The organism is Pseudomonas sp. D1-1 (assembly GCF_051132225.1).
In the GTDB taxonomy this organism is placed as follows: domain Bacteria; phylum Pseudomonadota; class Gammaproteobacteria; order Pseudomonadales; family Pseudomonadaceae; genus Aquipseudomonas.
Genome location: NZ_CP071676.1, coordinates 1,831,721 through 1,858,333, shown reverse-complemented (window position 1 = coordinate 1,858,333; position 26,613 = coordinate 1,831,721). Strand labels below are relative to the sequence as shown.

At 60.9% G+C, this 26,613-nt stretch carries 25 protein-coding genes and 1 pseudogene; 9 read left to right on the top strand and 17 right to left on the bottom strand.

The features are described from left to right. Positions 1 to 30 precede the first annotated feature (30 nt). The 5 genes from prpF to J3P86_RS08470 all read right to left on the bottom strand — a co-directional run bounded on the left by prpF (position 31) and on the right by J3P86_RS08470 (position 6,830). The gene (gene prpF, locus J3P86_RS08490) at positions 31 to 1,221 is read right to left on the bottom strand and encodes a 2-methylaconitate cis-trans isomerase PrpF (protein WP_434699922.1); all 1,191 of its coding nucleotides are present in this window, start codon (positions 1,219 to 1,221) and stop codon (positions 31 to 33) included. 53 nt (positions 1,222 to 1,274) lie between these two features. After that, positions 1,275 to 3,866, bottom strand: coding sequence for a Fe/S-dependent 2-methylisocitrate dehydratase AcnD (gene acnD / locus J3P86_RS08485; protein ID WP_434699921.1), 2,592 nt, complete (start codon positions 3,864 to 3,866; stop codon positions 1,275 to 1,277). Between the two features lie 194 nt (positions 3,867 to 4,060). Beyond that, the gene (gene prpC / locus J3P86_RS08480) at positions 4,061 to 5,188 is read right to left on the bottom strand and encodes a bifunctional 2-methylcitrate synthase/citrate synthase (protein WP_305495984.1); all 1,128 of its coding nucleotides are present in this window, start codon (positions 5,186 to 5,188) and stop codon (positions 4,061 to 4,063) included. A 41-nt stretch (positions 5,189 to 5,229) separates the two neighbouring features. Then, positions 5,230 to 6,120, bottom strand: coding sequence for a methylisocitrate lyase (gene prpB / locus J3P86_RS08475; RefSeq protein WP_305495985.1), 891 nt, complete (start codon positions 6,118 to 6,120; stop codon positions 5,230 to 5,232). Then, positions 6,117 to 6,830 (bottom strand): GntR family transcriptional regulator, encoded by a 714-nt coding sequence (locus J3P86_RS08470; protein ID WP_434569299.1) that lies wholly within the window; start codon positions 6,828 to 6,830, stop codon positions 6,117 to 6,119. The genes prpB and J3P86_RS08470 overlap by 4 nt, the downstream gene beginning before the upstream one ends. Positions 6,831 to 7,111: 281 nt before the next feature. Between J3P86_RS08470 and J3P86_RS08465 the strand changes: the two genes are divergently transcribed. From J3P86_RS08465 to pabB, 4 genes are all read left to right on the top strand, one after another. Further along, complete coding sequence (locus J3P86_RS08465; protein ID WP_305495987.1) at positions 7,112 to 7,648, top strand: ATP-dependent zinc protease family protein; 537 nt, start codon at positions 7,112 to 7,114, stop codon at positions 7,646 to 7,648. Positions 7,649 to 7,653: 5 nt separating this feature from the next. Then, positions 7,654 to 9,186, top strand: a complete 1,533-nt coding sequence (locus J3P86_RS08460; protein WP_039593717.1) for an inactive transglutaminase family protein — start codon at positions 7,654 to 7,656, stop codon at positions 9,184 to 9,186. Next, complete coding sequence (locus tag J3P86_RS08455) at positions 9,186 to 10,172, top strand: alpha-L-glutamate ligase-like protein (protein ID WP_305495988.1); 987 nt, start codon at positions 9,186 to 9,188, stop codon at positions 10,170 to 10,172. Before J3P86_RS08460 ends, J3P86_RS08455 begins: the two co-directional genes overlap by 1 nt. Before the next feature lie 286 nt (positions 10,173 to 10,458). Next, complete coding sequence (gene pabB, locus J3P86_RS08450; protein WP_434699918.1) at positions 10,459 to 11,802, top strand: aminodeoxychorismate synthase component I; 1,344 nt, start codon at positions 10,459 to 10,461, stop codon at positions 11,800 to 11,802. Positions 11,803 to 11,930: 128 nt separating this feature from the next. Here pabB and thrH read toward each other — a convergent pair whose 3' ends face one another. Next, complete coding sequence (gene thrH, locus J3P86_RS08445; RefSeq protein ID WP_434569301.1) at positions 11,931 to 12,548, bottom strand: bifunctional phosphoserine phosphatase/homoserine phosphotransferase ThrH; 618 nt, start codon at positions 12,546 to 12,548, stop codon at positions 11,931 to 11,933. 172 nt (positions 12,549 to 12,720) lie between these two features. Between thrH and J3P86_RS08440 the strand changes: the two genes are divergently transcribed. The 3 genes from J3P86_RS08440 to J3P86_RS08430 all read left to right on the top strand — a co-directional run bounded on the left by J3P86_RS08440 (position 12,721) and on the right by J3P86_RS08430 (position 16,232). Then, a complete protein-coding gene (locus J3P86_RS08440; protein WP_434569302.1) occupies positions 12,721 to 13,464 on the top strand; it encodes a phosphoadenylyl-sulfate reductase in 744 nt (247 codons plus the stop codon). A gap of 450 nt (positions 13,465 to 13,914) precedes the next feature. After that, entirely contained in the window at positions 13,915 to 15,444 is a 1,530-nt protein-coding gene (locus J3P86_RS08435; protein WP_434569303.1) for an NCS1 family nucleobase:cation symporter-1, read from the top strand. Between the two features lie 59 nt (positions 15,445 to 15,503). After that, complete coding sequence (locus tag J3P86_RS08430) at positions 15,504 to 16,232, top strand: aspartate/glutamate racemase family protein (protein ID WP_434699917.1); 729 nt, start codon at positions 15,504 to 15,506, stop codon at positions 16,230 to 16,232. 155 nt (positions 16,233 to 16,387) lie between these two features. Here J3P86_RS08430 and J3P86_RS08425 read toward each other — a convergent pair whose 3' ends face one another. Then, positions 16,388 to 17,311 carry a LysR family transcriptional regulator gene (locus J3P86_RS08425; RefSeq protein ID WP_434699916.1) on the bottom strand — a complete coding sequence of 308 codons (924 nt, stop codon included), beginning with the start codon at positions 17,309 to 17,311 and terminating at the stop codon, positions 16,388 to 16,390. 128 nt (positions 17,312 to 17,439) lie between these two features. Between J3P86_RS08425 and J3P86_RS08420 the strand changes: the two genes are divergently transcribed. Further along, the gene (locus tag J3P86_RS08420) at positions 17,440 to 18,186 is read left to right on the top strand and encodes a 3-oxoacyl-ACP reductase family protein (protein ID WP_434699915.1); all 747 of its coding nucleotides are present in this window, start codon (positions 17,440 to 17,442) and stop codon (positions 18,184 to 18,186) included. Positions 18,187 to 18,252: 66 nt separating this feature from the next. On the opposite strand, the gene J3P86_RS08415 is transcribed toward J3P86_RS08420, so the two are convergent. The 10 genes from J3P86_RS08415 to J3P86_RS08370 all read right to left on the bottom strand — a co-directional run bounded on the left by J3P86_RS08415 (position 18,253) and on the right by J3P86_RS08370 (position 26,250). Continuing rightward, positions 18,253 to 18,948, bottom strand: a complete 696-nt coding sequence (locus J3P86_RS08415; RefSeq protein ID WP_434699914.1) for an HAD-IA family hydrolase — start codon at positions 18,946 to 18,948, stop codon at positions 18,253 to 18,255. Between the two features lie 254 nt (positions 18,949 to 19,202). After that, entirely contained in the window at positions 19,203 to 19,571 is a 369-nt protein-coding gene (locus tag J3P86_RS08410) for a hypothetical protein (protein WP_434699913.1), read from the bottom strand. An 87-nt stretch (positions 19,572 to 19,658) separates the two neighbouring features. Next, positions 19,659 to 19,862: a hypothetical protein gene (locus tag J3P86_RS08405; RefSeq protein ID WP_305495998.1), complete on the bottom strand. Its 204-nt coding sequence runs from the start codon at positions 19,860 to 19,862 to the stop codon at positions 19,659 to 19,661. A 36-nt stretch (positions 19,863 to 19,898) separates the two neighbouring features. After that, complete coding sequence (locus tag J3P86_RS08400) at positions 19,899 to 20,072, bottom strand: hypothetical protein (RefSeq protein ID WP_305495999.1); 174 nt, start codon at positions 20,070 to 20,072, stop codon at positions 19,899 to 19,901. Positions 20,073 to 20,192: 120 nt separating this feature from the next. Next, a complete protein-coding gene (locus J3P86_RS08395; RefSeq protein ID WP_434603324.1) occupies positions 20,193 to 20,603 on the bottom strand; it encodes a glycine zipper domain-containing protein in 411 nt (136 codons plus the stop codon). 691 nt (positions 20,604 to 21,294) lie between these two features. Next, positions 21,295 to 23,484: a response regulator gene (locus J3P86_RS08390; RefSeq protein ID WP_434699911.1), complete on the bottom strand. Its 2,190-nt coding sequence runs from the start codon at positions 23,482 to 23,484 to the stop codon at positions 21,295 to 21,297. Positions 23,485 to 23,640: 156 nt separating this feature from the next. After that, the gene (locus J3P86_RS08385; protein ID WP_434625090.1) at positions 23,641 to 23,982 is read right to left on the bottom strand and encodes an antibiotic biosynthesis monooxygenase family protein; all 342 of its coding nucleotides are present in this window, start codon (positions 23,980 to 23,982) and stop codon (positions 23,641 to 23,643) included. Positions 23,983 to 24,021: 39 nt separating this feature from the next. Further along, entirely contained in the window at positions 24,022 to 24,996 is a 975-nt protein-coding gene (locus tag J3P86_RS08380) for a zinc-dependent alcohol dehydrogenase family protein (protein ID WP_434699909.1), read from the bottom strand. A 63-nt stretch (positions 24,997 to 25,059) separates the two neighbouring features. After that, positions 25,060 to 25,362 (bottom strand): ArsR/SmtB family transcription factor, encoded by a 303-nt coding sequence (locus J3P86_RS08375; RefSeq protein WP_305501316.1) that lies wholly within the window; start codon positions 25,360 to 25,362, stop codon positions 25,060 to 25,062. Positions 25,363 to 25,434: 72 nt separating this feature from the next. Beyond that, a complete protein-coding gene (locus J3P86_RS08370; RefSeq protein ID WP_434699907.1) occupies positions 25,435 to 26,250 on the bottom strand; it encodes a suppressor of fused domain protein in 816 nt (271 codons plus the stop codon). A gap of 75 nt (positions 26,251 to 26,325) precedes the next feature. On the opposite strand from J3P86_RS08370, the pseudogene J3P86_RS08365 reads away from it, so the two are divergent. After that, positions 26,326 to 26,472, top strand: a pseudogene (locus J3P86_RS08365) (nucleotidyltransferase family protein); the annotation flags it as partial. Positions 26,473 to 26,613: the final 141 nt, after the last annotated feature.

Here is a 26,613-nt window from a genome sequence, read left to right as displayed (position 1 = left end):
CAGGTTTTGTGTTATTTCTCAAGCAACGAGTTAGAAAACATCCCCCGGCACCCGCACAAACCCTTCCATCAACACCCGCGCGCTGCGGCTCATCATGGCTTTTTTCACGGTCCATTCGCCATTGACTACGCTCGCCTCGGCGCCAACGCGCAAGGTGCCGGACGGGTGGCCGAAGCGCACCGCGTTGCGTTCGACGCCACCGGCCGCGAGGTTGACCAGGGTGCCGGAAATCGCCGCGGCGGTGCCGATGGCGACAGCGGCGGTGCCCATCATGGCGTGGTGCAGCTTGCCCATGGACAACGCCCGAACCAGCAAGTCGACGTCACCCGCCGCCACGGTTTTACCGCTGGATGAAAGGTAATCCGCCGGCGGCGCGACAAACGCCACTTTCGGCGTGTGCTGGCGCTGGGCAGCTTCGTCCAGGTGCTTGATCAGGCCCATGCGCAAAGCGCCATGGGCACGAATCGTTTCAAACATCGCCAGCGCCTTGGGATTGCCGTTGATGGCGCCCTGCAATTCGGTGCCGGTGTAACCGACATCCCGGGCGTTGATGAATATCGTCGGAATGCCTGCGTTGATCAGCGTCGCCTTGAGCTTGCCGACACCGGGCACTTCCAGGTCGTCCACCAGGTTGCCGGTAGGAAACATCGAACCACCGCCGCCCTCCTCCTCGGCCGCCGGGTCCATGAACTCCAGCTGCACTTCAGCGGCCGGAAAGGTCACGCCGTCGAGTTCGAAGTCACCGGTTTCCTGCACCGCGCCGTCGGTGATCGGTATATGGGCGATGATCGTCTTGCCGATGTTCGCCTGCCAGATCCGCACCACGGCCATACCGTCCTGCGGGATACGGCTGGCATCCACCAGACCGCTACCGATGGCAAACGCCCCCACCGCCGCCGACAGGTTGCCGCAGTTGCCGCTCCAATCCACGAACGGCTTGTCGATGGACACCTGGCCGAACAGGTAATCGACGTCGTGATCGGCCCGGGTGCTCTTGGACAGGATCACGGTCTTGCTGGTGCTGGACGTCGCACCGCCCATGCCATCGATCTGCTTTTCGTACGGATCGGGGCTACCGATCACCCGCAGCAGCAGCGCATCCCGGGCCGGGCCGGGAACGCGCGCTGCTTCGGGCAGGTCTTGCAGGCTGAAGAACACGCCTTTGCTGGTGCCGCCACGCATATAGGTCGCGGGGATCTTGATTTGAGGCGAGTGAGCCATGTGCTCCAACTCCTGAAAAAAAGGGTGGCCAGAAAACCGGCCACCCGAGCGTTTTAAACGGCAATCGCCGATTCAAGGAAATCCTGGGCGAAGCGTTGCAGCACGCCCCCGGCTTCGTAGATCGACACTTCCTCGGCGGTATCGAGGCGGCAGGTCACCGGCACTTCGACGCGTTCAGCATTTTTGCGCGTGATGACCAGGGTCAGCGTCGCCCGCGGGGTGCGCTCGCCGATCACGTCATAGACTTCGCTGCCGTCGATGCCAAGCGTCTTGCGATCCGTGCCGGGTTTGAACTCCAGCGGCAACACGCCCATACCCACCAGGTTGGTGCGGTGGATGCGCTCGAAACCTTCGGCGACGATCGCCTCGACACCGGCCAGGCGCACGCCCTTGGCCGCCCAGTCCCGGGACGAACCCTGGCCGTAGTCGGCGCCGGCGATGATGATCAACGGCTGCTTGCGTTCCATGTAGGTTTCGATGGCTTCCCACATGCGCATGACCTTGCCTTCCGGTTCGACCCGAGCCAGGGAGCCCTGCTTGACCTTGCCGTCCTCAACGACCATTTCGTTGAACAGTTTCGGGTTGGCAAAGGTGGCCCGTTGCGCGGTCAGGTGATCGCCGCGGTGGGTCGCGTAGGAGTTGAAGTCTTCTTCCGGCAGGCCCATTTTCGCCAGGTATTCACCCGCGGCACTGTCGAGCATGATGGCGTTGGACGGCGACAGGTGATCGGTGGTGATGTTGTCCGGCAGCACCGCCAGCGGACGCATGCCCTTGAGCGGCCGCGCACCGGCCAATGCGCCTTCCCAATAGGGCGGACGACGGATATAGGTGCTTTGCGGGCGCCAGTCGTACAGCGGGGTCACTTTCGGCCCGGTGTCTTCCTGGATGGCGAACATCGGGATGTACACCTGGCGGAACTGCTCGGGTTTCACCGAAGCCTTGACCACCGCGTCGATTTCCTCGTCGCTCGGCCAGATGTCCTTGAGGCGTATTTCCTGACCGTCCACCACACCCAACACATCCTTCTCGATGTCGAAACGGATGGTCCCGGCGATGGCATAAGCCACCACCAATGGCGGCGACGCCAGGAACGCCTGCTTGGCGTACGGGTGAATCCGCCCGTCGAAGTTGCGGTTACCCGACAAGACGGCGGTGGCGTACAGGTCACGGTCGATGATTTCCTGCTGGATCACCGGGTCCAGCGCGCCGGACATGCCGTTGCAGGTAGTACAGGCGAACGCGACCACGCCAAAACCCAGTTGCTCAAGTTCAGACGTCAGGCCCGCTTCATCCAGGTACAACGCGACGGTTTTCGAGCCCGGTGCGAGGGATGACTTGACCCACGGCTTGCGCGCCAGGCCCAGGCGATTGGCGTTGCGCGCCAGCAAACCGGCGGCGATCACGTTGCGCGGGTTGCTGGTGTTGGTGCAACTGGTGATCGCCGCGATGATCACCGCGCCGTCGGGCATTTGCCCGGGCACATCGTCCCACTGGCCAGAAATGCCTTTGGCAGCCAGATCGGACACCGCGACACGGGCGTGCGGGTTGCTCGGACCGGCCATGTTACGCACCACCGAGGACAGGTCGAAGGTCAGACCGCGCTCATATACCGCGCCTTCCAGGCTGTCAGCCCAGAGGCCGGTGGTCTTGGCGTAATGTTCGACCAACTGCACTTGCTGGTCTTCGCGGCCGGTGAGCTTCAGGTAATCGATCGTTTGCTGATCGATATGGAACATCGCTGCCGTGGCGCCGTATTCCGGGGCCATGTTGGAGATCGTCGCGCGATCCCCCAGGGTCAGGGCGCGGGCGCCTTCGCCGAAGAACTCCAGCCAGGCCCCGACGACTTTCTGCTTGCGCAGGAATTCGGTCAGCGCCAGCACCATGTCGGTGGCAGTGATGCCCGGTTGCAACTTGCCGGTCAGCTCGACGCCGATGATTTCCGGCAGGCGCATCCACGAGGCGCGACCGAGCATGACGCTTTCGGCTTCCAGGCCACCGACACCGATCGCGATCACACCCAGGGCATCGACGTGAGGCGTGTGGCTGTCGGTGCCTACGCAAGTGTCGGGGAACGCCACGCCGTCACGCTGCTGGATGACGGGAGACATTTTCTCCAGGTTGATCTGGTGCATGATCCCATTGCCCGGCGGGATCACGTCGACGTTCTTGAAGGCCTTCTTGGTCCAGTTGATGAAGTGGAAGCGGTCTTCGTTGCGGCGGTCTTCGATGGCGCGGTTCTTGGCGAACGCCTGCGGATCAAAACCGGCGCTCTCTACCGCCAACGAGTGGTCGACGATCAGTTGGGTCGGCACCACCGGATTGACCTGCGCCGGGTCGCCGCCTTGCAGGGCGATGGCGTCGCGCAGGCCGGCCAGGTCGACCAATGCGGTCTGGCCGAGGATGTCATGGCAGACCACGCGCGCCGGGAACCAGGGGAAATCCAGGTCGCGCTTGCGCTCGATCAGTTGCAGCAGCGATTCGCGCAGCGTCGCCGGATCGCAGCGGCGCACGAGGTTTTCCGCCAGCACGCGGGAGGTGTACGGCAGGCTATCGTAGGCGCCAGGCCGAATGCCATCCACGGCCGCGCGAACGTCGAAATAATCCAGCGATGTGCCGGGCAGCGGTTTGCGAAATTCTGTGTTCATCGTCAGGACTCGGGTCACGGTGGTTTCAGGAGGGTGGCGCAGCCATTGAACTCAACACATCCCTGTGGGAGCGAGCCTGCTCGCGAATGCGGTGTAGCAGTCGACATTGATGTTGGATGTCAGTCCGTATTCGCGAGCAGGCTCGCTCCCACAGGGTTTCGGGGTGATCCAGTGCCTGCGGCTAACCCTCCAGCTCAGCGTTGTTCGATTGGCACGAACTTGCGCTGTTCGACGCCGGTGTATTCGGCGCTCGGTCGGATGATGCGGTTGTTGGCACGTTGTTCGAACACATGGGCGGCCCAGCCGGTCAGGCGCGAGCAGACGAAGATCGGCGTGAACAGCTTGGTCGGGATGCCCATGAAGTGGTACGCCGAGGCATGGTAGAAATCGGCGTTGGGGAACAGTTTCTTCTGCTCCCACATGGTCTTGTCGATAGCTTCGGAAACCGGGAACAGCACCGTGTCGCCGACTTCATCGGCGAGCTTTTTCGACCAGCCCTTGATCACCTCGTTGCGCGGGTCGTTGTCCTTGTAGATGGCATGGCCGAAGCCCATGATCTTGTCCTTGCGCGCGAGCATGCCGAGGGTGCCCTCGATGGCTTCTTGCGGCGAGCTGAAACGCTCGATCATTTCCATCGCCGCCTCGTTGGCGCCGCCGTGCAACGGGCCACGCAGGGAGCCGATGGCAGCGGTGATGCAGGAGAACAGGTCGGACAATGTCGAAGCACAAACCCGCGCGGTAAAGGTCGAGGCGTTGAATTCGTGCTCGGCGTAAAGGATCAGCGACACGTTCATCACCTTGACGTGCAACTCGCTCGGCTTTTTGCCGTGCAGCAGATGCAGGAAGTGGCCGCCAATGGAGACTTCGTCGGTTACGCATTCGATGCGCTGGCCTTCGTGGCTGAAGCGATACCAGTAGCACATGATCGCCGGGAACGCGGCCAGCAGACGATCGGTCTTGTCGTGCTGCTGGGAGAAATCCTGCTCGGGCTCCAGGTTGCCGAGGAACGAGCAGCCCGTGCGCATCACATCCATCGGATGGGCGTCGGCGGGAATGCGTTCCAGCACTTCTTTCAAGGCTTGGGGCAGGTCGCGCAACTGGCGCAGTTTGCCCGTGTAGGCGTCCAGCTGTGCCTGGGTCGGCAGCTCGCCGTACAGCAGCAGGTAGGCCACCTCTTCGAATTGCGCGTCAGCCGCCAGGTCGCGAACGTCGTAGCCGCGATAGGTCAGCCCGGCGCCTGACTGGCCCACGGTGGACAAGGCGGTTTGTCCGGCCACCTGGCCACGGAGCCCGGCGCCACTGAGTACTTTTGCTTCGGCCATGTTGCTGTCTCCATTTTCTTGAATTTGTAGGGAGTCGCGCCTTACTTTTTCGCGGCGAACAACGCGTCGAGCTTCTGCTCGAAGGTGTGGTAGTCGATGCGATCGTAAAGCTCCATGCGGGTCTGCATGGTGTCGATGACGTTCTGCTGCGTACCATCGCGACGGATGGCGGTGTAGACATTTTCGGCGGCCTTGTTCATCGCACGGAACGCCGACAGCGGGTACAGCACCAGGGACACGTCGGCCCCGGCGAGTTGTTCGGTGGTGTAGAGCGGGGTCGCGCCGAATTCGGTAATGTTGGCCAGGATCGGCGCTTTCACACGGCTGGCGAACAGCTTGTACATTTCGAGTTCAGTGATCGCTTCCGGGAAAATCATGTCGGCACCGGCCTCGATGCAAGCGGCGGCGCGGTCCAGGGCCGACTCCAGGCCTTCCACTGCCAACGCATCGGTACGCGCCATGATCACAAAACTGTCATCGGTACGGGCGTCGACGGCAGCCTTGATGCGATCGACCATCTCTTGTTGCGAAACGATTTCCTTGTTCGGACGATGGCCGCAACGCTTGGCGCCGACCTGGTCCTCGATGTGAATCGCCGCCGCGCCGAACTTGCTCATCGACTTGACCGTGCGCGCCACGTTGAACGCCGAGGAGCCGAAGCCGGTGTCCACGTCCACCAACAACGGCAGGTCGCACACGTCGGTGATGCGGCGCACATCGGTGAGCACGTCATCCAGGCCGGTGATGCCCAGGTCCGGCACGCCGAGGGAACCGGCCGCCACGCCGCCACCCGACAGGTAGATCGCCTTGAAGCCGGCGCGCTTGGCCAGCAGCGCATGGTTGGCGTTGATGGTGCCGACCACTTGTAATGGATGCTCGGCGGCGACCGCATCGCGAAAACGCTGGCCTGGCGTGCTCTTGCTGGAACTCATGACTCACCTCGTTGAGTGGCGGCGCTGTCCTGGAAATGACGCGCAATGTTGCGTTTGGAGGCGCCGATGTGCCGGCGCATCAATAATTCGGCCAGTTCGCCGTCACGGTCGGCGATGGCGTCGAGAATCCGGTGGTGCTCGGCAAAAGCCTGGCGCGGACGGTTCGGCGTGGTGGAAAACTGGATGCGGTACATGCGCACCAGTTGATACAGCTCGCCGCAGAGCATTTGGGTGAGGGTGCGATTGCCGCTGCCCTGGATGATCCGGTAGTGGAAGTCGAAATCGCCTTCCTGCTGGTAATAACCGACGCCGGCCTGGAACGCCGCATCGCGCTCGTGGGTTTCCAGCACTCGACGCAGTTCGTCGATTTCTTCCTGGGTCATACGCTCCGCCGCAAGGCGACAGGCCATGCCCTCCAGGGATTCACGAATTTCGTAGAGTTCCAGCAGCTCGGCATGGCTCAGCGAGACCACCCGCGCGCCAACATGGGGAATGCGCACCAGCAGCCGCTGGCCTTCCAGGCGATGGATCGCCTCGCGCAGCGGCCCGCGACTGATGCCGTAGGTACGGGCCAGCTCGGGCTCGGAGATCTTGCTGCCGGGGGCAATTTCACCCTTGACGATGGCGGCCTGGATACGCCGGAAGACGTTCTCGGACAGCGTCTCGGCATCTTCCTGGACGAGGACCGGCGTTTCGAGCTGATCGAGCATATTGTCGACACCTTTAAAATCAATACGGCAAAAACTACCCTCTGACACCCTTAACGTCAAAACAAAAAATATGGATTGTCGACAATCGTCTAACAACGGTCCCAGACATAACCCCTAGTTTCGAAGTGTCGTAGCCTCCGGCCAGCGGTGGCGTCAGAAAACCACCGTGCTAGAATGCCGCCGCAATTGCCGCTCTCCCTATATAGAGAAGGCAACCTAGGGAGCTTGTGCAGTAATGCCAGGGCCTGAACCGAAAAACGGAACGCTGCGCACCAGGATCTATGACACTCAAGCCCTTATCTGCTGCCCTATGCTTTATCTGCCTGCCAGGGATTGCCGCGGCGGGTGAAAAAACCGTGTACGGCCTCAACGAATATGCAGCCCTGCAGGGCATTGACCTGGAGGTCGCGGCCAAGCTCGACACCGGTGCCAAGACCGCCTCCCTCAGCGCCCGTGACATCAAGCGCTTCAAGCGCAACGGCGAATCCTGGGTGCGTTTCTACCTGGCCATCGACGCGGCCCATTCGCACCCCATCGAACGCCCGCTGGCCCGGGTCAGCAAGATCAAGCGCCGCGCCGGTGACTACGACCCGGAAGAAGGCAAGAAATACACGGCCCGGCCGGTCATCGAACTGGATATCTGCATGGGCTCGGCCCTGCGCAGCATCGAAGTGAACCTGACCGACCGTAGCGCCTTCCAATACCCGTTGCTGATCGGCTCCGAAGCGCTCAAGCGTTTCGACGCGCTGGTCGATCCCAGTCTCAAATACGCTGCCGGCAAACCCGCCTGCGCCAATGCCGCTCATACCGCAGAGTAATTCCAATGCGCTCCCTTACCCTCCATCTGAAAATGCTGATCGCCATCTTGGTGGTGCTGGGCCTGTCAGTGACGGCCTATCAGATTTTCGTGCTCGGCATCCCGGTGACCGAAGACGCCACCGATGACCTGTGGAATATCGATGCCAAGGTCGAGTTCGTGCCCAACGCCAAGGATCCGGTGAAGATCCAGATGTTCGTGCCGCCCCTGAGCCGCGATTACGTCAGCCTCAACGAGAGCTTCATCTCCAACAACTACGGCGTAGCGGTGAACCGCGTCGACGGCAACCGCAAGGTGACGTGGTCGGCCCGGCGCGCCAAGGGCAACCAGACCCTTTATTACCGCCTGGTGCTGACCAAGCGCTACAGCGCCGAGAAAACCAAGGTCAAGGGCCCGACCTTCCGCGACAGCATCGCCGTCGAAGGGCCGGAAAAACTCGCCGCCGAAGCGCTGTTGGCACCGATTCGCCAGCATTCGGCCGACGTCGAAACGTTCATCAGCGAAGCCATCAAGCGGGTCAACAACCTCAACGACGACAACGTCAAGCTGTTGCTGGCCGGCGACCCGTCTTCGAGCAACAAGGCCAGAATCGTCGAACTGGTACTGTCCATTGCCCACGTGCCGGTCGAGAAGGTCCACACCATCCGCCTGGTGGCCGACCAGCCTCAGACGCCCGAGCTGTGGCTGCGCAGCTTCAACGGCACCGACTGGCTGTACTTCAACCCCGACACCGGCGAGCAAGGCCTGCCCACCGATCGCCTGCTGTGGTGGACCGGCGATGAAAACCTGATCACCGTCGATGGCGGCAAGAAAGCCACCGTCACGTTCAGCATGAACAACAGCGAAATGAACGCCATTCGCCTGGCCAAGCTGACGGACGAGAACACCGACGCCAACTTCCTCGAATACTCGCTCTACGGCCTGCCGCTGCAAACCCAGCAGACCTTCATGATCATGGTGATGATCCCGATCGGCGTGCTGGTGATCCTGGTGTTGCGCAACCTGATCGGCCTGCAGACCCTCGGGACGTTCACCCCGGTGCTGATCGCCCTGGCCTTCCGCGAAACCCAACTGGGCTTCGGCATCATCCTGTTCACGGTGATCACTACCCTGGGCCTGTCGCTGCGTTCCTACCTGGAACATCTCAAGCTGCAAATGCTGCCGAGGCTTTCGGTGGTGCTGACGTTCGTAGTGGTGCTGATCGCCGCCATCAGCCTGTTCAGCCATAAGCTGGGCCTGGAGCGTGGCCTGTCGGTGGCATTGTTCCCGATGGTGATCCTGACCATGACCATCGAACGCCTGTCCATCACCTGGGAAGAGCGCGGCGCCGGCCATGCGATGAAAGTCGCCATCGGCACCCTGTTCGCCGCGTCCCTGGCGCACCTGATCATGAGCGTCCCGGAGCTGGTGTACTTCGTGTTCACGTTCCCGGCGATCCTGCTGATCCTGGTGGGTTTCATGCTGGCCATGGGTCGTTATCGCGGCTACCGCCTGACCGAGCTGGTGCGGTTCAAGGCTTTCGTCAAGGCTGACTCCTGATGTTCGGCCTCTGGAAGACCTGGAAGGCCCTGGAAGCCCGGGGCATCATGGGCATCAACCGGCGTAATGCCGACTACGTGCTCAAGTACAACAAGCGCAGCCTTTACCCGATTGTCGATGACAAGATCATCACCAAGGAACGGGCCATCGCCGCCGGCATTCACGTGCCGGAGCTGTACGGGGTGATCTCCACCGAGAAGGAAATCGACAAGCTCGACGGGATCATCGGCGGACGCACCGACTTCGTCATCAAGCCGGCCCAGGGCGCCGGCGGTGACGGCATCATCGTTATTGCCGACCGCTTCGAGGGCCGCTATCGAACCGTGTCCGGGAAGATCATCAGCCACGAGGAAATTGAGCATCACATCTCCAGCATCCTCACCGGCCTGTACTCCCTCGGCGGGCACCGTGACCGGGCGCTGATCGAGTACCGCGTGACGCCGGACCAGATCTTCAAGAGCATCAGCTACGAAGGCGTACCGGATATCCGCATCATCGTGCTGATGGGCTATCCGGTGATGGCCATGCTGCGCTTGCCGACCCGCCAGTCCGGCGGCAAGGCCAACCTGCACCAGGGCGCCATCGGCGTCGGCGTCGACCTCGCCACCGGCCTGACCTTGCGCGGTACCTGGCTGAACAACATCATCACCAAGCACCCCGACACCACCAACGCGGTGGATGGCGTGCAACTGCCCTATTGGGACGGCTTCATGAAACTGGCCGCCGGTTGCTATGAACTGTGCGGGCTGGGCTACATCGGCGTCGACATGGTGCTGGACCAGGAAAAAGGCCCGTTGATCCTGGAACTGAACGCCCGCCCAGGGCTGAACATCCAGATCGCCAACGACTGCGGCCTGACCCTGCGCACCCACGCCGTGGAGGCACGCCTGGAAGAACTCAAGGCCAGGGGCGTCACCGAAACCGTGGAAGAGCGCGTGGCGTTTGCCCAGGAATTGTTCGGGCATATTCCGCCGGTTGAGGGCTAGCCCCGTCAATCTGGATATGACCACCTTGTGGCGAGGGGATTTATCCCCGCTGGGTTGCGAAGCAGCCCCCTCACAGTTGAACTCAATCTTTCTGATACACCGAGGTGCTAGGCTTCTTGGGGCTGCTCCGCAGCCCAGCGGGGATAAATCCCCTCGCCACAATTGAAGCTTCGCCAGAGATTGCCTCGATAACCACAGAAGTGTTCAATACCGACATCCCCCTAGGAGCAAATCCTACAGGGGATTACAATCGCCACCCCGCCTGAACGGCCGACCCGCCCCGCCCATGCCAACCTGCTTCGTACACCCTCTGCCCTACCGCGCCAACCCCGCCGAGTATTTCGCGGCGATCCGTCATGCCCCAGGCAGCGTGCTGCTCGACAGTGGCCGGCCGAGCGCCGAGCGCGGGCGTTATGACTTGCTCAGCGCCTGGCCGCTGAAGCAACTGGCGGTATTGCCGGAAGAGAGTGGCAGCGATTTCCTGCAACGTCTTCGGATACAGCTGACGCAACTGGGCCACGCCGAATTACCAGCCGCCGTGCAATTGCCCTTCGCCGGTGGCCTGATCGGTTATTTGAGTTACGACTTCGGCCGACGCCTCGAAGCCCTGCCGTCCTGCGCCAAGGACGATCTGCAACTGCCGGACGCGCGTTTTGGCGTGTACGACTGGGCACTGGTCACCGATCACCAGACTCGCACAAGCCAATTGGTCTTCCATCCCCATTGCGGCGAAAACCAACGCCAACGCTTGATCGAGCTGTTCCGTCAGCTAACCTCGGTGCCTCTCTCCTCGTTCAGTCTGGACGGCCCGATGGCGCCCGATCTCGACGCTGAAGCCTATCGACAGGCATTCGAGCGTATCCAGGCGTATATCCAGGCCGGCGACTGTTATCAGGTCAACTTTGCCCAACGCTTTCGCGCGCCGTGCCAGGGCGATGCGTGGGCCGCTTACCAGGCGCTGCGGGCGGCTTGCCCGACGCCGTTTTCCGGTTTCCAGAGCCTGCCGGAGGGCGGTGCGGTGCTGAGCCTGTCGCCCGAACGCTTCGTCCAGGTCAGTGAAGGTCACGTCGAAACCCGTCCGATCAAGGGCACCCGCCCTCGCGGCACGACGCCCGAAGACGACGCGGCTCACGCCGCCGAGCTGCTGGCCAGCCCCAAGGACCGTGCCGAGAACCTGATGATCGTCGACTTGCTGCGCAACGACCTGGGCCGCACCTGCCGCATCGGCTCGGTGCGGGTGCCGGAATTGTTCAGCCTGGAAAGCTACCCGAACGTCCATCATCTGGTCAGCAGCGTGACTGGCGAACTGGCGGACGACAAGGACGCCCTGGACCTGATCGCCGACAGCTTTCCCGGCGGCTCGATCACCGGCGCGCCGAAGATCCGTGCCATGCAGATCATCGACGAGCTCGAACCGACCCGACGCGGTCTGTATTGCGGCTCGTTGTTGTACCTCGATGTGCGCGGGGAGATGGACAGCTCCATCGCCATCCGCAGCTTGCTGGTCAAGGACGGGCAGGTATGTTGCTGGGGTGGCGGCGGGATCGTCGCGGATTCGGATTGGCAGGCGGAGTATCAGGAGTCGATGACCAAGGTGAGGGTCTTGCTGGAAACCTTGCAGAACCTCTGAATAAGGTCCAAGACCTGATACAGGACCTTGTGGGAGCGAGCTTGCTCGCGATTGCAATGGGTCAGCCACTTTTGAGCAAACTGATCCACCGCTATCGCGAGCAAGCTCGCTCCCACAGGGGGTTTGGTTTACAAGTTGAGATTGCGGTTCGAGGCCTTGATGAACTCCTGCTTCAACTCGGCAAACGTATGCACCGCCGGAAACTGCGGGAACTCACGGATCACGTTTTCCGGCGCGTGGAACAGAATCCCGGCATCGGCTTCGCCCAGCATCGTCGTGTCGTTGTAAGAATCCCCGGCGGCAATTACTCGGTAGTACAAACTCTTGAAGGCCAGGACCGACTGGCGCTTCGGATCTTTCTGACGCAATTGATAGCCGGTCACCCGTCCGCTGTCGTCGGTAACCAGACGATGGCAGAGCAGCGTCGGGAAGCCCAGCTGACGCATCAGCGGCTGGGAAAATTCGTAGAACGTGTCGGAAAGAATCACCACCTGGAAGCGCTCGCGCAGCCAGTCGACGAACTCGATGGCGCCGTCCAGCGGCTTGAGCGTAGCGATGACTTCCTGGATGTCGGAGAGCTTCAGGCCATGCTCATCCAGGATGCGCAACCGTTGCTTCATCAGCACGTCGTAATCGGGAATGTCCCGAGTGGTTGCCCTGAGGGAGTCAATCCCGGTTTTTTCAGCGAAGGCGATCCAGATCTCCGGGACCAGCACACCTTCCAGGTCGAGACAGGCAATTTCCACAAGACACTCCCATTTTTTGATGTTTATCGGTTGAGCGAACAAAAGGACTGCCGACTCTAGCCATTCGCCGAAGCCCGCGCAACGCACAGGAGCGCGCCAGCCCCGGCAGCTTTTGTTACCATCAGCCCCATATAGAGCGCCCAGCGCCACCGACCTGTAGGAAACCGCCCTGATGAGCCCATCGTTTGATGTCGTGGAACTCGCCACGACCTATGCCAACAAGTCCCCGCAGGACATCCTCAAGCTGGCCTTCGCCGAATTCGGCGACGACCTGTGGATATCCTTCAGTGGCGCTGAAGACGTCGTGCTGGTGGACATGGCCTGGAAGCTGAACAAGAACGTCAAGGTGTTCAGCCTCGACACCGGTCGCCTGCACCCGGAAACCTATCGTTTCATTGAACAAGTGCGCGAGCATTACAAGATCGATATCGAACTGATCTCGCCCGACCATACGAAACTGGACCCTTTCGTGAAGGAAAAAGGCCTGTTCAGCTTCTACAAGGACGGTCACGGTGAATGCTGTGGCATCCGCAAGATCGAGCCGCTGCGCCGCAAACTGACCGATGTCCGCGCTTGGGCTACCGGTCAGCGCCGCGACCAGAGCCCGGGCACCCGCAGCCAGGTGGCCGTGCTGGAAATCGACACGGCGTTCTCCACGCCGGAGCGCACGCTGTACAAATTCAACCCGTTGTCGCAGATGACCAGCGAGGAAGTCTGGGGTTATATCCGCATGCTGGAGTTGCCTTATAACAGCCTGCATGAGCGCGGTTTCATCAGCATCGGCTGTGAGCCCTGCACCCGCCCTGTCCTGCCGAACCAGCACGAGCGCGAAGGCCGCTGGTGGTGGGAAGAAGCCACGCAAAAAGAATGCGGGCTGCACGCTGGCAATATCATCGCCAAATCCAAGACCGTCTGATCCCGCCGCAGCCATGTACACAAAAATGTCACCTCAGGTGGCATTTTTGTGTGCACCTCTGGTTTTAATGCCCCTAAAAGTTACAGGCACCCTTGCGCGCTGCCTGCTTTCCTTCCCGTTGGCGCTCGACCTCTAAAATAAATACCTGTTCGAACGGTCAGTTTTAACTTCCAGCATTTCAGTGATTTATCCGTCAAACATAACAAAACGAAATTAACGACGCCAAAGCTAGACTCGTAAGTGGCATACATCTGGCTTAACTCGACAAGTGTTTTGTATACAACAATACAAAAACATACACACACTTTTCGATCCGCAAGCCTGAAGCGCCCTATCCCGTACAGGCTGCAGATGCCCCGTAACCAATGATGCTCACCGCCGCGACGAAGATCTGCCGAGCCTCGCGCTCAAGCACAGTCATCGTGGCCTGAGAGTCAGGAGCCTGCCGGAATGCGTACAAGTCTTTCCAATAACATCGCGCTGGATCTGCCCTCCCCAACCGCTGCCCTGGATGAACAACCCGCAGCCCCTCTCACCTTGAGTCCAAGGCTGCATAACAAGGACCTCGCGCCCACCAAAGCCGAAGGGCGACGCTGGGGCCGCTACAGCATCTTCGCCCTGTGGACCAACGACGTGCATAACATTGCCAATTATTCATTCGCCATCGGCCTGTATGCCTTGGGACTGGGCGGTTGGCAGATTCTACTGTCGCTGGGGATCGGCGCGGCGCTGGTGTACGGCTTCATGAATCTGTCCGGCTATATGGGGCAGAAGACCGGCGTGCCGTTTCCGGTCATCAGCCGGATCAGTTTTGGCATACACGGTGCGCAGATTCCCGCACTGATCAGGGCCGTCATCGCAATTGCCTGGTTTGGTATCCAGACTTACCTGGCGTCCGTGGTGTTTCGGGTCCTGCTGGTGGCGATTCATCCGGGCTTTGCCGATTATGATCAGAACTCGATCCTCGGGCTGTCGAGCCTGGGCTGGGTATGCTTCGTCGCCATCTGGTTCGTGCAACTGATGATCCTGGCCTATGGCATGGAAACCGTGCGGCGCTATGAAGGCTTCGCCGGCCCGGTCATCCTGGTGACCGTCGCGGCGTTGGCCGGTTGGATGTACTTTCAGGCCGGTGCGACGATTGCCTGGTCGATCCGCGAGCCGCTGGCCGGCGGTGAGATGTGGCGCAACATATTCGCCGGTGGTGCGCTGTGGCTGGCGATCTATGGCACGTTGATCCTCAACTTCTGCGATTTCGCTCGCTCTTCGCCGTGCCGGCGGACAATCGTCGTCGGAAATTTCTGGGGCCTGCCGGTGAATATTCTGGTATTTGCCGCCATCACCATCCTGTTGTGCGGTGCGCAGTTCCAGATCAATGGCCAGGTCATCGAGAGCCCGACCCAGGTCATCGCCTCGATTCCCAACACGTTTTTCCTGGTGCTTGGTTGCCTGGCGTTCCTGATCGTCACCGTGGCGGTGAATATCATGGCCAACTTTGTCGCCCCGGCCTTCGTCCTCAGCAACCTGGCGCCCAGGTACCTGAACTTCCGTCGTGCCGGACTGATCAGCGCCGCCATTGCCGTGCTGATCCTGCCGTGGAACCTCTACAACAGCCCGCTGGTGATCGTGTATTTCCTCTCCGGTCTCGGCGCCCTGCTCGGGCCGCTGTACGGCGTGATCATGGTCGACTACTGGTTGCTGCGAAAAGGCCGCATCAACGTGCCGCAACTCTACAGCGAGGACCCAAATGGTGCGTATTTCTACAGCAACGGGGTCAACCTGCGGGCGGTAGCGGCGTTCATTCCAGCGGCGCTGATCGCGATTGTCCTGGCGCTGGTGCCCGGTTTCGACAGTATTTCTCCGTTTTCCTGGCTGATTGGCGCTTCGATTGCAGGGTTGCTGTACCTGATCGTTGCCAAGCGCGAGGTGCATTACGAGGACGTCAGCGGTGAGTCCATTGCCGTGGATAACGTCAGCCATTGATTGTTCGAAAGGCCCGGGGATTCGGGCCATCTACCGTTACGCTGCAAAAAGGACTACTCATGCGAATTCTCATCGTCAACGTCAACACCACCGAGTCCATCACTCAGTCCATCGCGCGCCAGGCCCAGGCCGTTGCCGCGCCGGGAACCGAGATCGTCGGGCTGACGCCGCATTTCGGGGCAGACTCGATCGAAGGCAATTTTGAAAGCTACCTGGCCGCCATCGCCGTAATGGACCGGGTGATGTCCTACGACCAGCCGTTCGACGCGGTGATCCAGGCGGGCTACGGCGAACACGGTCGGGAAGGACTGCAGGAACTGCTCAACGTGCCAGTGGTGGACATCACCGACGCCGGCGCCAGCACGGCCATGTTTCTTGGTCATGCCTACTCGGTCGTCACCACCCTGGACCGCACGGTGCCGCTGATCGAGGACCGGCTCAAGCTTTCCGGCCTGTTCGACCGCTGCGCCTCAGTCCGGGCCAGTGGCCTGGCGGTGCTGGAACTTGAGCAAGACCCGCAGCGGGCGGTTGAAGCCATCATCCATCAGGCGGAACTCGCCGTCAGCCAGGACAAGGCCGAAGTGATCTGCCTGGGTTGCGGCGGCATGGCCGGGCTGGATGAGCAGATTCGTCAACGCACCGGAGTGCCTGTGGTCGATGGCGTGACGGCGGCGGTGACGATTGCCGAGTCGCTGGTGCGGCTGGGGTTGTCCACGTCGAAAGTGCGCACTTATGCGACGCCGCGACCGAAGACCATCATTGGCTGGCCGGGGCGGTTTGGGCGGTGAGTTTGCGGCTTTAGGCTTTAGACTGCGTTGCCCCGTTCGCGAGCAGGCTCGCTCCCACAGTGGATTTTTGCGGGGCACAAAAGGTGCGGTCACCGCCAAACCAATGTGGGAGCGAGCCTGCTCGCGAATGAGGGCGACTCGACTCCCAGCCAGGCTCAAACAGCACTGAACCGCTGCGCCAGCCCCTGCTCGGCAAACTGCTCGATGATGAAATCCACGAACGCCCGGGTCTTGCCCGGCAGCAGTTTATGCTCGGCGTAGTAGATCGAGATATTGCCGTCGTCGACGTACCAGTCCGGCAGCACCCGTTGCAGTGCGCCGCTGCTCAGGAACGGCACGGCAAACGGCATGCTCACCAGGGCAATGCCCAGCCCTTGGGCTGCGGTGATGCAGGCGGCTTCCGAGTCACTCATGGTCATTTGCGCCTTGAGTGTCAGCGGGCTGTGTTCGCGGTTACGGCTGGTCAGTTGCCAGGAACGGATACGCCCTGTCTGCGGTGAGCGGATCAGGATTCCCTGATGTTGCCCCAGATCCTGCGGCTCAACGACGGCGGCATGGTTTTGCAGGTACTGTCCGGACGCAACCAGCACCCGATGGGCCACCGTCAATTTGCGCGCCACGACGCCCTGGGGCAGCTCGAAGCCGCCGCCGATGGCGGCATCGAAACCCTGGCCGATCAGGTCCACCTGACGGTTATCGAAATGCCAGTCCGGGTTGATTGCCGGGTATCGGCGCAAAAACTCACCCAACAACGGCACGATATACAACCGGCCGAACGCCGTTCCCATGCTCACCTTCAGCGTGCCGGCTGGCTGCCCGCCGGCGCTGGCCAGGTTGGCGACGGCGTTCTGGATGGTATTAAAACTGCTGCCCACTTCCCGCAGGAACAGTTGGCCGGCCTCGGTCAAGGCCAGGCTGCGGGTGCTGCGCTGGAACAGCCGAACGCCCAGGCGCGCTTCAAGCTTGGCGACGCTTTTGCCTACCGCCGCCGGGGTCAGGCTCAAGCGGCGTGCGGCCTCGGCGAAGCTGCCGACCTCGGCACTGCGGACAAAACATTCGATACTGCTGAAAGTCTCCATGGCGCCCACTATAAACTTTTGGTTTACACAGACTATATCAATGAAGGTCTACACAGCCGATCGGCTGGTCTTGATACTCACCCCATCAACCGCGGCATCTCGCCCCGGCACCTTTGGAGAACACCCGCATGAGCACGCAAACACTGAGTGGCAAAGTCGCCTTGGTCCAAGGCGGTTCCCGTGGCATCGGCGCCGCCATTGTCAAACGCCTTGCCGCAGAAGGCGCGGCCGTGGCCTTCACCTATGTCAGCTCCGGCGCCAAGTCTGAAGAACTGCAGAACAGCATCACCGCCGCCGGCGGCAAGGCCCTGGCGATCAAGGCCGACAGCGCCGATGCCGACGCCATCCGCCATGCCGTCCAGGCCACCGTCGACGCCTTTGGCCGATTGGACATCCTGGTCAACAACGCGGGCATCCTGGCGTTGGCGCCGCTGGATGAATTCAAGCTGGAAGATTTTGACCAGACCCTCGCCATCAACGTGCGCAGCGTATTTGTCGCCACTCAGGCAGCCGCACGGCATATGAGCGAAGGGGGCCGGGTCATCAATATCGGCAGCACCAATGCCGACCGCATGCCCTTCGCTGGCGGCGCCACCTACGCCATGAGCAAATCCGCGCTGGTGGGCCTGACCAAAGGCCTGGCTCGCGACCTGGGCCCACGCGGCATTACCGTCAACAATGTTCAGCCCGGCCCGGTGGACACTGACATGAACCCGGCGGATAGCGATTTCGCCTCCAGCCTGATGGAACTCATGGCGGTAGGCCGTTATGGCACGGTGGAAGAAATCGCCAGCTTCGTCGCCTACCTCGCGGGTCCGGAAGCGGCCTATATCACCGGGGCCAGCCTGACAATCGACGGTGGTTTCGGCGCCTGACCCACGTCGCGCGGGAGCCTGCTCCCGCTGGGCTGCTTCGACGCTTTCGGGCGCAGCAGCCCTTTTTCAGGCCCATTCCAGTTCCGGCAAACCGCACAGGCCTGGCTGGAACAGCTTGAGCGAACGGATAATGGCGTCGGCATGGCTGTACTTTTCGTCGGCCATGGCCGAGTCGGGAATCGCAATAGCCGTCATGCCTGCCGCCTTCGCCGCCGTCACACCAAACGGGGAATCCTCGAAGACCAGGCAATCCGCCGGCGCGACACCCAGGCGCCGGGCGGCGGTGAGGAAGATATCCGGGGCCGGTTTCGCCGCGCCCACTTCCGGGTCATCGGCGGTGACGATGAAGTCGAACAGCGCGAACCAATCCCGGTGCAAAGTGGTTTTCAGCTCGAACGACTGACGCGACGAACTGGTTCCCACCGCTATCGGCACGTGGTGGGCTTTGAGATGCCGCACCAATTCCTCCGCGCCGGGCATCGCCAGGGCGTGGGGGAAACGTTCACGCATGAGCGGTTCACGAATCACCAGAAATTCCTCCGGGGTGATCGGCAGCTCCAGCGCCTGCACCACGTAGCGCGCCAGGTCCCCGGCGCCGCGCCCGATGATGTTCTGCTTGACGCTCCAGTCGAACGTGCGCCCGTAGCGCTCGGCGATGATGGAGGTGACCTCGGTGTAGATACCTTCGGTATCCAGCAGCAGGCCATCCATATCGAAAATCACAGCCTTGATCGGTCCAAACTTTTTCAGCGGTGCATTCATCGCATCTGATCCGTTATCAACACAACATTCCAGGGATGGCTCAGGTGCGGCCAGCGCAGCGTGTTCGCCTTAAAGGATTCAGCAGAATAACGAGCCGTGCTTGGCGCAGGCAATGGGAAATTTTCAAGGGGTGGCGAGGGATCGGCCGCGCCTTGGCCGGGCGGCAGTTGACTACGTTTCAGGGGCGCCTGGCGCCCAGCGGGAACAAGCTCCCTCGCCACGAACAGATTGGATGATCAGCAGAGGGTCATGCATTAGCCGCCGGAGCCGCCTGAGCCGGAGCCTGATCCGCCGCCGCTGGAGCTGCCACCGCTACTGCTGCTACCGGTTCCACTACTTGAGCCGGAAGAACCGCCGCCCATCGTACTGCCACCGCTGGTGGAGCCACTCCCGGTTCCCGGGCTGGTGCTGCTGCCGCTGGCGTCGCCGCCATTGCCTCCTCCCACGGAACCGGGTGGCAGAGCGTTACCGGCTTTCTCGGTGGTGGAGCCGGCGTCCATCTGGGTAGAGGGCGGCATGCCTCCCTTGTCCACGGGCGCGCTGTCGGATTGGGCGAAAGCCGCCAACGAGCTGGCCGACAGAATCCCGGCCAACGCCAGCGCGGTCATGTTTGGCTTCATCATGATAAGTCTCCTTTTCAGATAGCTACCTGATGTGTGGCAACCATCATTGACTGATGGTGCCGACAACCGGACGGACGGAACTGCTCTTCAGCTTGGCTTGCCGGAAGCATCATCACCGGCAATATCGGGATCGTCCGGCGCCGCCTCGACGTCTTCATCTTCGCTTGGCACCTGCTCAACTCCAGCATCGTCATCAGGTGGACGCTGATCGCGGCTCAATGAGTCGGTGGGCGAAGGCAACGGATATTCCGGGGTTTCATCGTCGTCGGGAACAGGCGAGTCGGCAGTCATAACAATCTCCTGGTCGTGCAGTTTGGGCTGGAAGGCTCAATCGTAGGATTCATCCTCAACTTCGGTTTCTTCATCCTCGATCAAGGGCACCTGGGCGTCATCCATCAGGGAACCGGGATCTTCGTTGCCCGGGTCGTTGACGCCTGGATCATTGATGAACGGGACGCCCGAGGGGCCTTTTTCTTCCTTGCCTTCGGTTTCCGGGGTCATGGCATACCTCACAATGCAAGTGGGTGTATCAATTCGAGGCGATAGCGAGGTAAACGTTCCGGGAAATAGCAATATGAAAAAACCCGGCACGGGGCCGGGTTTTTTTATTCATGCATTCGCTCAGCGATGCTTTCTCTTGTGCTTGTGCTTCTTGCTTTTTGAATGTCCGTCGTTATCGTTGGACAGGTTGCTGCCCAATGCGCCGCCTGCCGCCCCACCGACGCCCGCGCCGATGGTCGAGCCCGTGGACCCGCCCAGGCGATTGCCAACAATCGAACCACCGGCCGATCCCAGACCACCACCGATGGCCGCTTCCGTACGGCTGCCCTTGCGAGCCCCGACCGCACTGCCGGCTGCACCGCCGACACCGGCGCCAATCGCCGCGCCTGTGCTGCCGCCCATCTGCTGGCCGACCACGTTCCCCAGAACACCGCCCAAGCCACCGCCAACCGCAGCGGTACCGTCGCCAGCGGCCATCGCGCCCTGAGCGAACACAAGCCCAAGCACCAAGGTGGACAAAGTCAAACGCATGATAAAAACCTCAAGAATGCCGCATCGGGGAGAGATGGCCGGTGCGCGCTGGCGCGAGTGTACGCCAAACCGTGTCAGCCATGACGGTTCGACAACAAACGCAGGGGTAGTTTTATGACAGGCAAAAAAAAGCCCGCTGGGGAAACGGGCAGGTACTGCTTTCTAACGGATGAGCTCAGACTACGCGCCTGCTTGTGAAAGAAACGTGAAAGAAAACGTCAGTCGAAAAAAGATAAAAAAATATTTATACAAACGCTGGAATTCCCCGTGGCGAGGGAGCTTGCTCCCGCTGGATTGCACCGCAATCCCATCGCGCCCGAGCGCGGACATGCCCCCTGGCCACGGCGGTTATTTGCTGAGCGGGACCCTGGGCAAGAATTTGGCCTTCTCACCCCGCGGCACCTTGGCCACCCTGGTCCGGATTGACTTGATTGGCTCGTCACCAAAATCCGACCGATAGGCCGATTGCCCACACTGCAACCCTTCATTGATCGGATACGCGGCTCCGTTCTCCTCGCTGTACGGTGCTCCCATCGCATTTTTCCCCTCTCATCTAGGCCAATACCGGCAACAACTAATTGCCTGGAAATACCGACCTTCGAATTGAGACTAGCCGGTCATCAACAGACCAACGATTCAAGAGACCGCCTCGCCGACGAACGGGTAAGCGTTGTTTCAAAACCGAAACAACTCAGTCCGAGCCCAACAGCGTCTGGTTTAAAACCCGGGAAACCTGATCGGCCGAGTAAGGCTTGGACAAAAACGCGAAACCTTCATGCCCGCTGTGGGCCAGCTCCTCGCTGTAGCCGGAGGTCAGCACCACCGGCAGATCCTTGCGGCGTTGGCGCAGTTGCCTGGCCAGGGCAATGCCACTGATGCCCGGCATGACCACGTCGGAAAATATCGCGTCGAACGCCATCGCATCCGGGCCGACCATTTCCAGCGCCTGTTCGGCATTGGTCGCCCAGGCCGTTTCGTATCCGAGGTCTTGCAGGATCTGGTTGGCAAAGCGCCCTACTTCCAGGTTGTCTTCCACTACCAATACCCGGTGCCGGCCTTTTTCCAGCACCAGCAGAGAGTTTTCCTCTCCCTCGGGTTCATGCTGCTCCTCGGGCTCCACTTCCGGGAGATACAAAGTAAACACGCTGCCCTTTCCGACCACGGTAGAGACATCGACATTGCCGCCAGACTGCTTGGCAAAACCGAACACCTGGGACAATCCCAACCCCGTTCCCTTGCCCACCTCCTTGGTGGTGAAGAACGGTTCGAAGATGTGTTCAAGTGCCTCCGGGGCAATACCCGTGCCGGTGTCTTCCAGGGCAATCGCGGCAAATGCCTGCCCTGCCCCGGAATGGCCGCGGATCGGCGGCATGCCTGCACCGCAATTGAGCCGTAGCCACAGCGTTCCCTGGCCGTTCATCGCATCCCGGGCGTTCAGGGCCATGTTGATCAACGCCGTTTCGAACTGGCTCAGGTCGGCGCGGATGTAACAAGGCTGCTCGCACAGTTCGACCTTGACGTGAATACGCGCCCCGGTCACGGTCTCCAGCATGTCGCCGAGGCTCTGTACCTGCTTGCGCACGTCGATGATTTCCGGCGTCAACGGCTGGCGCCGGGCAAACGCCAGCAGTTGGCTGGTCAGCTTCGAAGCACGTTCCACCGTCTCGGAAACGGCGGTCATGTAGCGTTGCCGGCGCTCGTCGGACAGGTTGGGCATGCGCAGGAAATCGACAGAGGAGCGGATGATCGTCAGCAGGTTGTTGAAATCGTGGGCCACGCCGCCGGTGAGCTGGCCGATGGCTTCGAGTTTCTGCGACTGGTGCAGCGCCGCTTCGGTCTGCCTCAATCGTGTAGTGCGCTCCTCGACCCGTTGCTCCAGCGTTGCGTTCAGTTCGGCCAGGGCGGCGAGGCCTTCGCGCACGGCCGCGTCCGCCCGAGCACGTTCGATGTGCGCCCAGGATCGCTCGGTGACTTCCAGCAGCAGCGCCAGATCGTTGGACGACCAGATCCGGGGCGTTTTGTCGTGGATGGCCATCAGGGCGGTCAACCGTCCATTCTTGATCAACGGAACACAAATAGTCGCCGCAATACCGATCGACTGGAACGCTGCCGCCTCCTCCGGTGCCAACTCCGCGAGGTTGTCATTGATCACCAGCGGCTTGCCGGCGCCCAGGTTGGCGACCGCCAGCCGACCGAAATCCGCCAGTCGGTAGTGCCCGACGATACTCGGCGACCCGGCCCGGGCCCAATCGCCGCGAATCGTAAAGCCGTCCTCGTCTTCGTCCATGTCTGCGTATGCGCAGTTGGACAGGTTGAGGTGCGCCGCCAGGATCCGGGCGGTGGCCGCCATGATCGCCTGTGGATCGGTGGCATTCGCCACGGCGCTGCCGATTGCATCGAGCACCGCCAGGCGCTGGGTCATGAATACAGTCGCAGTGGTCTCGGTGACCGTGTCGAGCATGCCCACCACTTTGCCGAACTGGTCGCGGATAGGGCTGTAGCAGAAGGTGAAATAGGCCTGTTCAGGACCACCACCGCGCTCGATCACCAGGGGAAAGTTCTCGATAAACGTCGCCTGTCCATCGAAAGCCGCCCCCACGATAGGGCCGATCTCGCTCCAGGCCTCCCGCCAGACCTCATTGAACGGCCGCCCCAGCGCCTCGGGTTTGCTGCCGAGAATGGGCATGAACGCATCGTTGTATAACGTGATCAAGTCCGGTCCCCAGACGATGGCCTGAGGGAAATGCGAAGCCAGGCTCAGCGCCACGGTCGTCTTCAGCACATCGGGCCATTGTGCGGGCGGCCCGAGTGGCGTGCTGTCCCAGTCATGGCGGCGGACCCGTTCAGCCATTTCTCCGTAGCTCTGGAGCCAATCTGTCATTGCCTTCGATCCTTGCTCAACCGCCAATCCCAACGAGGGGGGAAACGCTTGTGACCCCAAGCTGAGCCGTATTATCCCGCGTCACGTGAGAATGCGCGATTGGATTGTCGGATGGGCCGGGCTGAAGGACCGGACACTCGGAGAATGGGGATCGGCTTAGATTCCCCGGCTGACGGCGCCGCCTGGATCAGCACCTTCACCGATAAAAAAAGCCGCCCCCTCAATGTGGTAGACCCTCGGCTCTTGCGAAAAGTATTCCTCCAAGCCCAGCATGAACAGCCGGTGGTCTTCACTCTCTTCGAAACCCGGTGTGTGATGCTCAAGCGATTGCCATCGCACGATCAGGTTGAATTGCTCGGGGGTTTCAATCCCTTGCGCCAGCAAATGGCCGCCGTAGCCCTTTGCTCGGGTGAGCAAAGGGGCGACCTCGGCAAATGCTCGTCTGAACATTTCAATGCGTTCTTTGTGAACCGGGAGCAGAGCGATCTCGTAAATCATGGCGTACCTCGAAATGATTCAAGCGGTTGAAAAAGCGCATTACGCGATGAGCGACGGCTCGACTGCGATCGCGATTTTTCCTCGAATGCCATTGTTTGGACTTTCCAGCCGGGCATGGGCGAGCCCGATGTCGGCCAGCGAATAGACGGCGCCGACATGTGGCCGCAGCAGACCTCGCGCTACCAATGCGCTCAACTCATCGAGTTTGCCGCGGTTCTGTCTGGTGAAAACGAAGTGATAACTCGCGTTCTTGCCCCAGGCCTGAACGACGTTCTGTGGCTGTGAAATGTCGACGATCGTGACGACGCGGCCAAGTTGTGCGAGCACGTCAGGGCTGCGTGACAATGTGTTGCCGCCGATGGTGTCGAACACGACATCCACACCGCGGCCACCCGTTTCTCGCATGACGGCTTCAACATAATCCTGTTTTTCGTAGTCGATGATCACATCGGCGCCCATGCTGCGTGCGAACTCGGCGTTTGCCTCGCGCACGGTGGTGAATACCTGTGCTCCCATGGCTTTTGCCAACTGGATCGCCACATGGCCGACGCCTCCCGCGCCGCCGTGTATCAGAATGCTTTCTCCCACTCTGAGCGCCGCACGCACGATCAATGCTTCCCATACCGTCCCGCCAACCAGGGTCAGGCTCGCCGCCTCAAGATGGCTCAGCGAGGCTGGCTTCTTCCCGACGATGCTCTCGGCAGCGACGTGGTACTCGGCATAACTTCCTGGCCCGTCGAATATTTGCGGGGTGTACCAGACTTCATCGCCCGGAGCGAAGTTGGTCACTCCCGGCCCAACTTCTTCGACAACGCCCGATACATCGTGGCCGGTAATGGCCGGCAGTTGCACCAGGTCGGGATAGTCGCCGCGTCGAACCTGGTAATCCAACGGATTGATGGAGGTTGCATGTACCCGGACCAGGACTTGTCCTGCCTGCGGCACAGGCTTGGGCACATCATGAAGCTCGAACGAACCCGACCCGCCAAATGACTTGAGTACCATCGCTTTCATTGCAAAATCCTCGTATCGATAAAAAGGGATATCGAGATATCTCGATATGTTGCGGCAAAAAAATTACAGTTCTGTCCCTATGATCTCCGCAAGCGCGCTGATGGCTGCTTCATTGCGCTTGTAGTAAGTCCACTGACCGATGCGCCTGACTTCGACCAACCCCACTCGTTGCAACGTCGCAAGATAACCGGACACCGTCGACTGCGACAGTCCGATACCTTCTTGAATACTGCTGACGCAGACTCCCACCGTATGAACGTCACCTTCATCCTGCGGAGGGAAGTTCTTTGCGGGATCCTTCAGACCTTTCAGGATCTGAAGGCGTGTAGGGTTCGAGAGCGCTTTGAATATTTCGATCAATTCCATGACGCCGAGGATATCGAGATTTTCAGATATGTCAATACGCAACTTCAAGCTTTTCGTCCGAGCCCATCCGACTCACACCACACTCGCCCGATGCAGGCTGCTCATATGTCCGATGCCTGCCTCCTGCAAACGGCTCACCAGATCCTCCCGCGCCGCTCGCCCACCGGAACGCACGTACTCCAGCTCCGCCGCGGTGATCAACACCACCGGCACCAATCTGACCGGTGACAGGGGCATATCCTCCACTCGGGTAGAGAAGTCCGGCTCGGGGGCTCCCAGCAGGACCCCGGTGCAATCATCATCCGTTACGAAGAGCTTGGGCAGTTGCTCGCTCATAGGGTGCGATTGACTGAACCCGGGAATCTCCAGGGACAGCGCCCCGTACTGATCAAGCTGGTGCGTGATGCCGCCCGCGTCGGCGACCGTCCTGGCAACATGCTCCACAAGTTCGAACGCCCAGCTGCGCTTGAAAGGATCGACCTCACCCACGGGGCCATAGGCGTGCTCGGGTATATCCGCAGTTTCGACGAACAGCTCCATTTCGAAACCGTTGCCCATTCCTTCCGTATCATCGAACGGATCCGACAGGCCTTCCGTGGCGAGAATGATCGTGTCGCCACGGCGAACCACGCGGTAGGCCTGGCGGGTGGAGGGCCAGTAAGGGCCACCGGAAAAGGTTGGACTGATCATATAGGCAAGGACATCCCGCTCGACGGTGCCGACAGCGCGCCAATGACGATCCAGGCACGCTTCACCCGCTTCCCGGATGGCCAGATTGGCTGCTTCTGCCTCGGTCAGGTCGCCGAGCTCGTGGACCTGCGGCGTTGGCTGCGCGTCCTGGGTTTCAGGGGCTTTTGATGAACCGAAGAGCTTCTTGAAGAAATTCATGGGTGTTCCTGTTTGAAACTTGCAGTTGCGGTAAGGTCAGGCGCCAGCCTGGATCGATTTTCCAAAGGGATACCTATAACGCTGACGGTCGAAAGCCTGGTCAGGATAGCAATGACCAACCCCATCAACGCGCAAATCACCGCGCGCCTGCCTTCGCTCGGCCTGGATCAATGCATGCTTACCGCTGGGTGCCTGTTCCAGGCCGTCTGGAATCATCAAACGCAGCAAGGGCCCCCAGCCGGATTTGTTCGTCGAGAAAGCGAGAAGTTATCAGGTCCGCTGGCCGTGGCTCAGGATCATGGAGACATGATGCAAATCTCCATGGTCCTGGTGGCGAGGGCGCTTGCTCCCGCTGGGGGGCAA